General features: G+C 59.4%; 11 protein-coding genes. 5 read left to right on the top strand and 6 right to left on the bottom strand.

Annotated features, from left to right (window positions below; all coding sequences use genetic code 11):
* The 5 genes from IE091_RS18435 to IE091_RS10025 form a co-directional block, all read left to right on the top strand.
* A partial coding sequence (locus IE091_RS18435; RefSeq protein WP_229800807.1) for an ATP-binding protein occupies window positions 1–225 on the top strand: 225 nt, incomplete at its 5' end.
* Complete coding sequence (locus IE091_RS10040) at window positions 212–3400, top strand: response regulator (RefSeq protein ID WP_189463576.1); 3189 nt, start codon at window positions 212–214, stop codon at window positions 3398–3400. The genes IE091_RS18435 and IE091_RS10040, both read left to right, overlap by 14 nt.
* On the top strand, window positions 3397–3789 hold the full coding sequence (locus IE091_RS10035; RefSeq protein WP_081192875.1) for a response regulator: 393 nt from the start codon (window positions 3397–3399) through the stop codon (window positions 3787–3789). The genes IE091_RS10040 and IE091_RS10035 overlap by 4 nt, the downstream gene beginning before the upstream one ends.
* A complete protein-coding gene (locus IE091_RS10030) occupies window positions 3779–5443 on the top strand; it encodes a diguanylate cyclase (RefSeq protein ID WP_229800806.1) in 1665 nt (554 codons plus the stop codon). Before IE091_RS10035 ends, IE091_RS10030 begins: the two co-directional genes overlap by 11 nt.
* 568 nt (window positions 5444–6011) lie before the next feature.
* The gene (locus tag IE091_RS10025) at window positions 6012–6623 is read left to right on the top strand and encodes an OmpW/AlkL family protein (RefSeq protein WP_189463575.1); all 612 of its coding nucleotides are present in this window, start codon (window positions 6012–6014) and stop codon (window positions 6621–6623) included.
* An 82-nt stretch (window positions 6624–6705) separates the two neighbouring features.
* On the opposite strand, the gene pepQ is transcribed toward IE091_RS10025, so the two are convergent.
* Genes pepQ through IE091_RS09995 form a run of 6 tightly spaced genes read right to left on the bottom strand, consistent with a single transcriptional unit; the run spans window position 6706 to window position 13048 of the window.
* Complete coding sequence (gene pepQ / locus IE091_RS10020) at window positions 6706–8010, bottom strand: Xaa-Pro dipeptidase (RefSeq protein ID WP_189463574.1); 1305 nt, start codon at window positions 8008–8010, stop codon at window positions 6706–6708.
* 10 nt (window positions 8011–8020) lie between these two features.
* On the bottom strand, window positions 8021–8932 hold the full coding sequence (locus IE091_RS10015; RefSeq protein ID WP_189463573.1) for a LysR family transcriptional regulator: 912 nt from the start codon (window positions 8930–8932) through the stop codon (window positions 8021–8023).
* Between the two features lie 49 nt (window positions 8933–8981).
* Window positions 8982–10037 (bottom strand): ABC transporter ATP-binding protein, encoded by a 1056-nt coding sequence (locus tag IE091_RS10010; RefSeq protein ID WP_189463572.1) that lies wholly within the window; start codon window positions 10035–10037, stop codon window positions 8982–8984.
* A complete protein-coding gene (locus IE091_RS10005) occupies window positions 10034–11050 on the bottom strand; it encodes an ABC transporter ATP-binding protein (RefSeq protein ID WP_016914117.1) in 1017 nt (338 codons plus the stop codon). Before IE091_RS10005 ends, IE091_RS10010 begins: the two co-directional genes overlap by 4 nt.
* A 7-nt stretch (window positions 11051–11057) precedes the next feature.
* Window positions 11058–12002 (bottom strand): ABC transporter permease, encoded by a 945-nt coding sequence (locus IE091_RS10000; protein ID WP_081138906.1) that lies wholly within the window; start codon window positions 12000–12002, stop codon window positions 11058–11060.
* A complete protein-coding gene (locus tag IE091_RS09995) occupies window positions 11999–13048 on the bottom strand; it encodes an ABC transporter permease (protein ID WP_189463571.1) in 1050 nt (349 codons plus the stop codon). The genes IE091_RS10000 and IE091_RS09995 overlap by 4 nt, the downstream gene beginning before the upstream one ends.
* Window positions 13049–13123 lie beyond the last annotated feature (75 nt).

Below are 13123 nucleotides of genomic sequence, written 5' to 3'. Positions count from 1 at the left end.
TCATGGCGTATCCGTCCTATGTTGGTTGTGATCTGGCGAGATCAATCAACAGGATACGCCACCCTCTCTACTGCCCTCCATACACAAGAACTGAGCTTAACTCTTTGCAAGGCGATCACCGAGCATATGGGCGGTAGCATCGGTTTTACCTCTCACCAAGGGCAGGGCAGCACGTTTTACATCTCGTTTCCTTGGGGAGAGGAGCAGGGTCGTGCGCTTCACTAATCAATTACGCTGGTCTAGCGGTGTTTCTTGTAATGCAGGTTTGGGGCTGTTAGTGGCACTGTTGATGGCTGGCATTATTGGCAACATGCTTCAGCTATCAGTGCTGTTCAACGTCTACTTCGTGTTCGGTTCTGTGGCCGTGATGCTGGCCATTGCCTGGCTAGGCACCTGGCCCGCTATTCTGATTGGCACGCTGGCTGGGGCTTATACCTATGTGTTCTGGGAAAACCCGGTCACCGTGGCGATTTTCATTCTCGAAGCCGTCGTGGTGTCACTGCTTTATCGTCATGTCGTCAAAAACCTGATCATTGCGAGTCTGATTTTCTGGACCGTGGTGGCGGCGCCTATCGGTTTCATCTTTTTCCCCTACCTGTTGGGCTGGTCCGAAGAGCTAACGCAGCTGGTCTATTTGAAGCAAGCCGTCAATGGTGTTCTGAACACGGTCATCGCCAGCGTGATTCTGGTCCTGAGTGGCTTGTCCAAACGGCCTTGGCTGCCTACGGCCGCGCCACTGCTGGCGCTGCGCCACCTGCTGTTCTGCGCCTTGCTATCGGTCACCCTGTTGACGGGAATTCCACTGGTGCTGTACGAAGGGTACTCGATGCGCCAGGCCCAGGAGGGGTTCGTCGAGCAGACGCTGACTTCCCATGCCAATGAGCTCCAGCAGCGCTTGTTAGAGCCTGAGGCCGAGCAACGCATCGCCTACCATCTCAATCGGGTGCGAGGCTCCAGTGGTGTCGACATCGGCGTGCTGGATGCCAGTGGGCGTTTGCTTGGCCAAGTGGGTATCTTGAGGTCACTCAACCTGCAGCTCGGTGATGAGCTAAGGCCGATCAATGAGCGTATCTCCATGTGGTTGCCGGGGAGGTTGGAAACGCCGGCGTGGCGGTTTTCGCAAGGCCACTATGTGCTGGACGTGCCACTCCAGGGAGATACAGAGGCCGATCGCGTCGTGCTCGAAACCCCTGCACTGCCCACGGTACGTGCCATGGAGGCCTACCGTATCGTGCTGTTCATGATGCTGGGAGCGGTCATCGTCGTGGGGGGCGTGTTGGCCGAATTGCTCAGCCGCTTGATCAGTCAGCCGCTTCTGCAACTGGCCAGGGCGGGCAAGACCCTCAGTTCCTCCATTGCCAGTGGCGACGTACCGACGCTGCCACGCAGTCGTATCGATGAGTTTCACACCCTTTCGAGACTGCTGGGAGAGATGAGCCAAGAGCTGAGCGGTGCCTTCAAGCAGTTGCGAGATTCGCAAAGCAACCTGGAAGCCGAAGTAGAGCAGCGAACGAAGGCGCTGGCGAGCAGCAACGACATGCTGAGTTCGGTGCTGGATGCCGCGGAAGATTTCGCTGTCATTGCCACGGACCCCCAGGGCAAGATCACGCTGTTCAACCGTGGTGCTGAAAACATGCTGGGCTACGTAGCCAGTGAGGTAGTGGGGCTGAACACGCCGCTGCTGTTTCATGACGCCGACGAGGTAGAACAGCGCTTGCAGGAGCTCAGCCATAGCCTGGGTATTTCACTGGCACCTTTTGATGTGTTTACGCACCGCGCTTCCATGGACAAGCGCGACGGCAAGGAGTGGCTGTACATCACCCGCTCGGGTGACCGCCTGCCGGTGAAGCTGGTGGTCACTGCCATACGTGACCAGCAGGGGGGGATTACGGGGTTCCTCGGCATTGCCGAAGACATTTCCGAATCCAAGCGCATCGAACAGATGAAGAACGAATTCATTTCCACGGTGAGCCATGAACTGCGTACACCGCTGACCTCGATTTCAGGCGCCTTGGGCATGGTGACGGCCGGGGCTCTGGGTAGCGTGCCGGAAACGATCATGAAAATGGTCACCATTGCCCACAAGAATAGCCAGCGTCTGACCCACCTGATCAATGACCTGCTGGACATCGAAAAAATTGCCGCAGGCAAGCTGGCCTTCGATATGCAATGGCAGCCGCTGCACCGACTGCTGGAGAGCGCCATCGAAGAGAATCGTCATTATCGCCACGAGCGCCATGTCTCGCTGACCTTGGAAAACCCCTACCCTGAGGGCCAAGTGCGCGTGGATGGTCAGCGGTTGCAGCAAGTGTTGGCCAACCTGATGTCGAACGCCGTGAAGTTTTCCCCCGAGGGCGGAGAAGTTCGTATCGTGGTGGAAAAGCAGTCGGACAAGGTCCGGGTGAGCGTGACCGACCAGGGGCCAGGGATACCCGATAATTTCAAGTCCAGGATCTTCACTAAATTTGCCCAGGTAGACGCCTCCGACTCCCGTGCCAAGGGGGGAACGGGCCTTGGGCTCGCCATTACCCGCGAGCTGGTCGAGCATATGGAGGGCGAGATTGGCTTTGTGTCGCAGGAGGGGCAGGGCAGCTGCTTCTGGTTCACACTGCCGCTGCATCCCTCTGAAGGGGTGGGGCGGGAAAGTGAGCCCGATACCACGGCCAATCTGCTGGTGATCGAAGACGATCCTTCCGTGGCTCGGGTGCTCAAGGACACCCTCACCGAGGCCGGATACCGGGTGGATCTAGCTTATGACGGCGCTTCTGCGCTGGCAAAGCTGGCGCGGCATCGCTACGGTGCGGTGACTGTCGATCTAGGGCTGCCTGACATGAGTGGCTTTGAGGTCATCCACGCGCTACGTGAACAGCACGCCACCCAGCACACGCCGGTATTGGTCGTGACCGGCACGGTAGAGCGGGGGCAGGTGGCGTTGGAGGGCTATCTGGAAGATATTGCCTGGCTGGCCAAGCCTATCCAGGTTCACCACCTGCTGGCGTTGCTGAGTGAAAAGCTGCATGCCCAGCCGACGCGACTCTCTCTGTTGCATATCGAAGACGACTCGGACCTCCATGCGGTTATCAATACGATGTTGAGCCCTCACGCGGATTGCGAGCACGCGATCAACGTGGCCATGGCCCGTCGGGCGCTGGGGCAGCGGCGTTATGATGCCGTGATTCTGGATATCGGGTTGCCCGATGGGGATGGCTGGGAACTGCTGGAGCAGATCCGTCAGCAGCAACCGGAGGCGAGCATCATCATTTTGTCCGGACAGTCGATCAGTGAGGCAGATCAACACCGGGTCGAGGCGGTATTTCTAAAATCGCGTATCACCTCTGAGCAATTGCTCGAGGCGGTTCAACAACGTACGCAGCTGGCTCTGATGGAAGGTAAGGAATGAATGTTCTAGAACGGGTTTTATATGTCGAGGATGACCCCGATATCCAAACAGTGGCCAAGCTGGCGCTGGAGGTCGTGGGAGGGCTGACGGTAAAGGTGTGCTCGTCGGGAGAGCAGGCGCTGGCTGAGGCCGAGGCCTTTGCCCCCGACATGATCCTGCTGGATGTGATGATGCCGGGCATGGATGGGCCATCCACCCTGGCCGCGCTGCGGCAACGTCCGGCGTTGGCGAACGTGCCGGTCGCTTTCATGACCGCCAAAGTGCAACCGCATGAAGTCGAGCAGCTCATTGCCCTGGGGGCAGAAAGCGTGATCGCCAAGCCCTTCGACCCGATGACCCTGGCACCCCAGGTGCGTTCTCTCTGGGAGCAAGCGTGTGGTGAAAAGTGATTCCGAGACGCTGGAACAGAAGCTGACACTATTACGGCAAAATTATCAGCACAGCTTGAAAAACGAACTGACCTCGTTGTGTGACGCCATGAGCGCGCTGCATCAGGAGGTTCGTCAGCAGCTGCTCACCCCTGGCATGGTGACCAACGACGCTGACCTGCGGGCGGTGCACGAAGAGGTGCTGGAAAACGTCTATCGCCGTTTGCACAAGCTGGCAGGCTCGGCGGGTACCTTTGGGTTTGACGGTATCGGCCAGCAGGCGCGCACCCTGGAAGCCGGCCTCAAACGCTGGCTGGAAGAGAATGACCAGCCGCTGGATTTGCCGCTGATCGATGCGGTCAATAATCAGCTCCACGCCATGAAAATGGAGCTGATGCCTAACAAGCAGCCAGGCATGTCGGTCGATGTCAGCGCTGAAAAAGTCAGTGCCACGGCCACCATCTGGCTGATCGAAGAGGATCGCGAGCTGGGGCGGCGGATTCAGGAGCAGTTGACCAACTTCAGCTACTCGGTACGCCTGTTTACGCAAGTAATGGACGCCTATAAAGAAATGGCGACGGGCACGCCTGATATGGTCATCGCCGATGCCATGACCAACGATGGGCAATTGGGACCATTACAGGCGTTATCATGTCCCGTTCTGTTCATCAGCGACAGTGATACCTTCGATGCGCGCATGCGCGCTGCCCAGCTCAATGCCCGTGGCTACTTCCTGAAGCCGGTCAACATTCCTCAATTGGTGAATCGGCTGGAGCAACTGCTGCAAGAACGCCAGGCGCCACCTGCCCGCATTCTGGTGGTGGATGATGACCAGCAGCTGGCGGCGTACTACCAGCTGGTGCTGGAAGCTGCGGGCATGGAGGTGCGAATTCTCGACAACCCTCGCCATATCCTCGACCAACTGCATTCATTCCGTCCCGAACTGCTGCTGATGGACGTGCACATGCCCGACTACGATGGCCCGGACCTGGCATCGGTGGTACGACAGTACGATGAGTGGAGCAGCCTGCCCATCGTTTTCCTGTCGGCGGAAACCGACCTGGGCAAGCAGGTGGATGCCCTGAGCCATGGCGCTGACGACTTCCTGACCAAGCCCATCCAGGCCGCGCAGCTGGTGGCCTCGATTCGGGTACGCGTGGCGCGTTCGCGTACGCTATCGGCTTTGCTGAACAAGGACAGCCTGACGGGGCTGCTGAAGCACGCCAGCATCAAGAGTGCCGCAATCAATGAGGTCTCGCGAAGTTATCGCCAGGCCTACTCTGTGGTGGTGGCCATGGTCGATATTGATCACTTCAAATCGGTCAATGACACTCATGGGCATGCCATTGGCGATGTGGTGATTGCCTCGGTAGCCACTCTACTGCGTCAGCGTCTGCGACAAACCGACATGATTGGTCGCTATGGGGGGGAGGAGTTCCTGCTGGTGCTGCCCCATTGCAGTGCCGAAGATGGTCGAAAACGTCTGGAGGATGTCCGCGAATACTTTTCGCGCTTGCGTTTTAGCCAAGGTGGGCAGGAGTTTGCGTGTACGCTTTCGGCGGGCATGGTGTGCAGCCTGGACGTGGCAGAGAGTGACAGGGAGCGGTTACTGGTGCTGGCCGACGAAGCGCTCTATCGCGCCAAACGCGGTGGGCGCAATCAGGTGTGCAGCTGATACCGTGGGGGGCAAGCGTCGTTATGAAGCATAAACCTGAGTTCCTGCGCACCATTGGTGCGAACCATGCTTCCTGGCGCTGAGGATCCTACGAGAAACAGGTGTAAATTTTTATAAGATGTTGTTTTTAATTTATTTATATAATATTGGCACGTTGCTCGCTATATATTAGGCAAGCGGCAAATGAATAGAGTCTTCACCGTTAGCCTGACCAGCGGATTATTGAAGCTCTCCCTTCTTTGCCATGCCGATGCGATCTGTCGCACGGTACAACGAGTGAGCTGGCGTGCTCCACCTGGGTCCCCTTCGGGGGACTTTTTTTATGCCTGTCGTTTGTCATCCTGTCGTTTGGCTACGATGGGTATCGGGGCAACTTGCCCAGATACCCACCGTGAGGGCACCTGCGTGCCTGATGGTATGCCTCTTTAAAAAAAGCTATCAGAGACCAAAAACCTATAATAAAATTTCACAGGAAATTTGGAAACAGTGTTCGTATGGTATATGTTGTATAGGATAGCTGGTGTGATCCGGCACTTACCCCCCAAGGAAGACGCAAGAGGATACCCTGATGAGCAAATTGAAACTGATGACTGCCGCCGTTGTTTCTGCCAGCGCTGTCATGGCAAGCCAAGCCGTCATGGCCTACGAAGCGGGTGATGTGTTCGTGCGTGGCGGTGTTGCCCAAACAGATACCGGCTCTGGTAACGGCAACGTGGGCGATGCGGACCTGAACGTGCAAAGCGCCCGTGGCTTTACCTTTGGTGCGGGTTACCTGTTCACCGACAAGATCGGCATGGAGCTGAACAGCTCCGAGAAATTCGAGCATGACCTGAATACGCGCCCGGGTGGCGACGTAGGCAGCGTTGATCGCCTGCCGGTGAATCTGTTGGTCAACTACTACCCGATGGGTGGCCTGGATTCTCGCGTCCAGCCCTATGTGGGCGTGGGCCTCAACTACACCCGTTTCTCGGGTGAGCCGGAAGGCCTGAGCGTGGACAGCAGCTATGGCGTCATCGGTCAGGCAGGTCTTGATCTGGCTGTCACCGAAAACATCATGCTGAACGGCTATGTCAGTTATGCCGACGTCAATTCCGACATCAACCTGGAGGGCGTAGGCCGTGTCGGTGAAGTGGATATCGAGCCCGTCACCGTCGGCGGTGGTATTACCTACCGTTTCTAAGCCTAACGTTTCCAAGTCTGGCGGTTAATCGCCAAGGTACGCCCGGTTCCTTCATTGGAACCGGGCGTTTTCTTACCTGGCACTAATGTAGTTGTGTCAGGTTGTCGCAACCGCTTTCCGTGATCACGATGTTGTCTTCGATGCGGATACCACCGCAGGCGGCCAAAGCGTCCACCGTGGCCCAGTTGACGGCAATTCCCTGCTGGCGCAGCGGTGCCAGCAGCATGGGAATGAAGTAGAGCCCGGGTTCGATGGTGACTACCATGCCGGGGTGCAGCGTGCGCATCAGGCGTAGTGCCGGATGTTGCGGTGGCGGCGGCGCTGGCGTGCCATCGGGGTGCATCAGCCCCGCCACGTCATGCACCTGGATGCCCAGCGAGTGGCCCAGACCATGCGGGCAGAAGGCTCGGGTCACGCCCAGCTCGATAGCGCTTTCCGCGCTGCCTTCGTACAGCCCGTGCTGCACCAGAATTTCGGCCAGATAGCGGTGCATCTGCTCGTGGAGCGACACGAACTCCACGCCGGGCGCGGCGTGCTGAATCAATTGATCTTTCAGGTGGTGCAGGGCAGTGATCAGCTCGCCAAAGGCGGCCGGGGCGTCGGGGCCTGCGTGGGTGCGGGTGATGTCTGCCGCGTAACCGCGAAAGCGCCGCCCGGCATCCACCAACAAGCTGTGACGCTGGCTGGGGGCGCTCAGGTCATAGCGCTGATAATGCAGCACGCCAGCGTGCTGATTGAGCCCGATGATGTTCTGGTACGGCACGTCCGACTCGCGCTGACGGCTGGCTAGCAAATATGCCAACTGGATATCCAGCTCGCTGGCGCCGCCCCCAAAAGCGGCCTTGGCGGCCTGATGCCCGGCAACGGCCAGGCGATTGGCTTCCCTCAGGCAGGCAATCTCATAGGCGGTCTTGTACATGCGCAGCTCATCCAACGCACGGACGAGGGCGTTGGGGTGCAGCTTGGCGGTGTTGGCGAGCACTGAAACGCTCTCCAGGGTCTCGATATCGCCAATCACGGCTGCGTTGCCCGCTAGCGGCGGGGTGATCTTGTCGCTGCACAAATGCACGTCGAATTCGGCTACCCACGGCTCTTCCGGCAGTTGGGTGGGCAAGTGCCAGAAATCGGCTGGCGCGTAGATATAGAGCTGTGGCCGCTGACCGGGCTGTACCACGATCCAGCTGTGCTGAACATCGGCCAACCCTACCCAGTGGGTGAAATGCCCGTAGGCCTGAAAGGTCGTGGTGTGATCATCGGCGAAATGGTAGCGGGCGTGGCCACTGTAAATGGCCAGGCAATCCAGCCGATGCTGCTCAAGCAACAGGCTATAAGCCTGGCAAAGATGCGCGATATGCTCACGCTGTAGTGCGTTCAGTGATGCAGACATGGGGTTTCCTTCAGGGTCGTAGGGGAGGGAGCTCGCTCCATAAGCTGTCCAGCTCTGCGTGGTGGTGTTGTTGGTGACGGTAGAGCCTCAACTCCATGGGCACGTCCCAGCGACTGTCGCCTGCGCGCACCAGCTGGCCGCTGGCCAGTTCGCTGGCCACATTGCGTTCCGGTAGCCAGCTCATGCCGTAGCCCAACAGTACCAGTTCCTTGATGCCTGCGGCGTAGAGGTTCTCGCTCTGCGCGGTCAGGTAGGTCGTATGGGGAAGGCGGGCAAGGTGTGCCTTGACCGCCGAACCCAACAGCCCGCGTTTGGGGTAGGCAAGCCAGGGCACCGTCTGCTGGCGCGTGCCAGGTAGCTGCGTGCAGGGGGATCCATCGCTGGCCAGGCCCGTCACGGGTATCAGCCGCTCCTGGCCAATGACGCGGTAGGTGCTGCTGCTGGTGTCGATGTCCAGATCGCAGCGGCCCACGGGCCAGTAGCAGATGGCCAGATCACACTCGGCCCTGGCCAGCGCCTGAAAATAGTCGCTGGCCATCCATCCCGTGGCGCGCAAGTAGGGCTGCATACGGTCTTGCCAACCCAGTTGGGTCAGCCATTCGGGCAAAAAGTGCGCCAGCAGGCTTTGCGGTGCTGCCACCATAATGCGCCGCTGCTGCCCGGCACTGATCTCACGAACGCGATCACGCGTTAAGCGAACCCGGTCGGTGACCTGTTCGCATAGCGTTAAAAACTCTTCCCCCGCAGGCGTTAACGACAGCGGTAGCGTTTGCCGATTGATCAGCGTGACGCCCATCTCCTCTTCCAGCAGCTTAATGCGCCGGGAAAAGGTGGGCTGTGTGACGTGCTGTTCGTCGGCAGCGCGGGAGAAGTGTCGCGTTCTGGCCAAAGCAATAAAGTCTTCTAGCCAGCGAATTTCCATGCCTTACCTCGCATGACGGCCTCGCGTGAGGCCTGAATGAAGCGGGCCATTACAAGCGTCCCTCCTCGACAGCGTGGCACGCCACGCGAGTGCCGTCATCCTGTGTTTGCAATGCCGGGATCTCCTGCTTGCAGCGGGCGTTGGCATGGGGGCAACGGCCATGAAAGACACAGCCGCTAGGCAGATTGACCGGCGTAGGCACTTCACCGGAGAGGCGGATGTGCTGGGGTCGGTCATCTTCCAGCCGAGGAATGGCCGACAGCAGCGCCTGCGTATAGGGATGGCGCGGCTTGGCAAACAGCGTGGCCGTGGTGGCGACTTCACACACCGTGCCCAGGTACATCACCGCCACGCGCGTGCCGAAGTGCTCGACCACGGCCAGGTCGTGGGTGATGAACAGGTAGGTGAGGTGGCGGTCACGCTGGGCATCCATCAGCAGGTTCAGCACCTGGGCCTGGATCGACACGTCCAGAGCCGAGATGGGCTCGTCGGCCACGATGAATTCCGGGTCCACGGCCAGCGCCCTGGCAATGGCAATGCGCTGGCGTTGGCCGCCGGAGAACTCATGACCAAAGCGCTTGCCCCAGTCCGGGTCGATGCCCACCGAGCGCATCACTTCTTCCACCTTGTCGAGAATCTGCTGACGATTCCAGTCTGGGTGGTGCAGGCGCAGCGGCTCTTCCAGCGTCTGCTGGATCGTCATGCGCGGGTTCAGCGACGCGTAGGGGTTCTGGAAAATCATCTGCATGCGCTTGCGATAAGGCAGCAGTTGACGGGTGGAGAGATGGTCGATGCGCTCGCCGCCGTAACGAATTTCGCCTTCGGAGGGGGTAATCAGCCCCATCACCGTGCGTGCTACGGTGGATTTTCCGCAGCCGGATTCGCCGACCACGCAGAGCGCTTCGCCACGCTGGATCTCCAGGTTGACCCCGTTGATGGCGTGCACGTACTCCTGATGGCGTATCAGCTTGCCGCCCTTGAAGCGCAGCTGCTCGAGAAAGTCGCCCGATAGCGAAAAGCGCTTTTTCAGGTCGCGTATTTCCAGCAGCGTCTCGCTGGCTGGTGCTTGCGCGGTCGTTGGGCGTGTGTCGGCCTGGGCATTCATAGACTCTCCTCCTTCAGGCGGCGATCTTCGAGCATTTCAGCCACCATATGGCAGGCAACGCGGCAGTTGCCCGACTCCACAAAAGTGGGCACCTGCTGAGTACACGCCGGGCGCGGCTGACCGTCGCTGCGCAGGATAAAGTCGCAGCGGGGATGAAACGCGCAGCCGGTGGGCAAGTTGGAAAGCGACGGCATGCTGCCCCGAATCTGATTCAGTTTTTCGCCGGGGGTGGCCATCTGGGGCAGGGCGTTGATCAGCCCCTGGGTGTAGGGGTGCTGGGGGTCATTGATGATTTCACGGGTCGGCCCCTGCTCGATCACACGGCCTGCGTACATGACCAGCATGCGCTGGGTGACCTGGCTGACGACGCCCAGGTCGTGGGTGATCAGGATCAGGCCCACGTTGTGCTGCTCGCAAAGCTCCAGCAGCAGCGCCATGATTTCCGCCTGGATGGTGACGTCCAGCGCCGTGGTTGGCTCATCGGCAATGATGATGTCGGGGTCCAGCAGGAGCGCAATGGCGATGATGATACGCTGGCGCATGCCGCCGGAAAGCTCGTGGGGGTATTGGTCCAGGCGCTTTTCCGGCGACGGGATCTGCACCTGCTTGAGCTTGTCCAGAGCAATGGCCCGGGCCTCGCGGGTGGAGATGCGGCGGTGCGCTTTCAGACACTCGACCATCTGCTCACCGATCGAGAGCACCGGGTTGAGGGTCATCATCGGGTCCTGGAAGATCATCGAGATACGATTGCCGCGCACCTTGCGCAGGCCCCGCTCGGACATGGTGTTGAGGGTTTTACCCTCGAAGGTGATGCTGCCACCGGCAATGAATCCGGGCCGTGCGATCAGGTTGAGCAGTGAAAAGGCCGCCACCGACTTGCCCGCGCCGGATTCACCGACGATGCCTAGCCGTTCGCCCCGCTCCAGGGTGAAGTTGACATCCCGTAAGGCGCGGACTTCACCCTGACGCAGGGCAAAGCGAACATCCAGTTGTGAGACTTCAAGAAGTGCCATGGTGTCTTCAGCCTTTATACAGTCGTGGGTTCATGACATCGCGCAGCCAGTCGCCCAGCAGATTGATCGACAGCACCAGCACCACCAATACCGCGCCGGGCATCATGGTGATCCACCAGGAGCCGGATTGAATGTAGTCGAAGCCCGCCTTGATCAACGAACCCAGCGATGGGTGCGTTTCCGGCATGCCCAGCCCCAGAAACGACAGCGCCGCTTCGGAGATGATCGCGTTGGCGATCTGAACGGTAGAGATGACGAAGATCGGCGACAGGGTATTGGGCAGCACATGACGGAACATGATGCGTCGGCTGCGCAGCCCCATGACCCGAGCGGCGTCCACGTACTCCTTGTTCTTCTCTGCCAGCACCGATGCACGCACGGTACGCGCATACTGCGGCCACTCGGCGAGCCCGATGATTAGAATCAGCATGAGCACGGCGTACTGGCTGTAGAAGGCGCTGCCCATGGTGGCTTTCACCACGGCACCGACCACGATGGCCACCATCAGCGTCGAGAACGACAGCTGAATGTCTGCCAGGCGCATCAGGAAGGCATCGACTCGCCCGCCCAGATAACCGGCCATCAGGCCAAAGGTCACGCCCAGCAGGGCTTGTAGTGCCACCGCGCCAAAGCCGATCAGCAGCGATACCCGCGTGCCGTAGAGAATGATCGACCACAGGTCGCGCCCCTGGGCATCGGTGCCCAGGGTGTAGCGCTCGTCGGCTCCGTCGATCCAGAACGGCGGCAGTTCCGACGACATGATGTCGATCTGGCGCAGGTCGTAGGGGTCGGTAGGGGCTAGCAGTGGCGCCGCGAAGGCCGCCACCACCAGGCAGATGAACACGGCCAGGCAGAGCTGAGCGGTACGGTCGCGCTTGAAGCTGTACCACAGGAAAGAGTCGCGCAAGCGCTCCCAGCGGCTGGGGGCTGAGGGAGGAGTGGACGTTGTCATGCGGGCTTACCAGTCAGTTTAACGGTGGGATTCACGAAGCCGTAGATCAAATCCACGATGGTGTTGGTCACCACGAAAATGACCCCGACGATCATCAGATAAGTGACGATCAGCGGAATGTCGGCGTGGTTGATGGCATCCAGGAACATCAGTCCCATGCCCGGCCACTGGAACACGGTTTCGGTCAGAATGGTATAAGCCACCATGGTACCGATCTGAACGCCCCCCACGGTAATCACCGGGAGCATGGTGTTTTTCAGCGCATGCACGAAGTAGACCCGGCGCATGGAAATACCCTTGGCGCGGGCATACTTCACGTACTCCGATTGCAGTACTTCCATCATTTCGGCGCGGATCAGGCGGATGAACAGCGGCAGCATGATGGAGGCCAGCGAGACTGCAGGCAGCACCAGATGCTTGATGCCGTCCCAGGTGACCAGGTTGGTATCCCAGTGGCCGACCACGTGGACCAAATCATAGCCGCGGCCAAAGGAGGGCATGTTGCCCTGGGTAGAGAGCGCGCTGTTCAGCCAGGCGCCCCAGGCGGTGCCCTCCGGGAACAGCGAAACGGTCATGCCGATGGAGAAAATCTGGATCAACACGATGGCGGTCAGGAACACCGGTATCGAAATGCCGATGATCGAGGCCCCCATGAAAAAGCGCGAGATGGGCGAGCGCGGTTTGATGGCGCTGTATACCCCGATGGGAACAGAGAACAATACGATGATCAGCGTGGCCGCGAACACCAGCTCGAGGGTAGCAGGCAAGTGGCGAGCAATCACCTCCAGCGCCGGTTCACGGTAGAAATAGGAGTAGCCAAAATCGCCCTGAACGGCGTTCTTGGCGAAGCGTGCGTATTGCACCAGGAAGGGGTCGTTGAGCCCCAGCCGTTCGCGAATGGCTTCACGTTCACTTTCGGGGACCGACTGTCCGACCATCTGCTGTACAGGGTCACCCAGGTTATCCTGGATGGCGAAGGCCAGTACACTGATGACAAACATCACCAATATTGCGTGCATCAGCCGCTTGATTAGAAAAGCAATCATGGCGTACGCCACCTGTGTGGAAAGTTTCACTAAACATCAGGGCAAGGCATGACGCTGCCCGGCGGGTCGCGTCAT

The sequence above is a fragment of the Vreelandella hamiltonii genome (assembly GCF_014651775.1).
GTDB classification, from domain to species: domain Bacteria; phylum Pseudomonadota; class Gammaproteobacteria; order Pseudomonadales; family Halomonadaceae; genus Vreelandella; species Vreelandella hamiltonii.
This window is presented reverse-complemented; position numbering and strand designations above follow the sequence as displayed.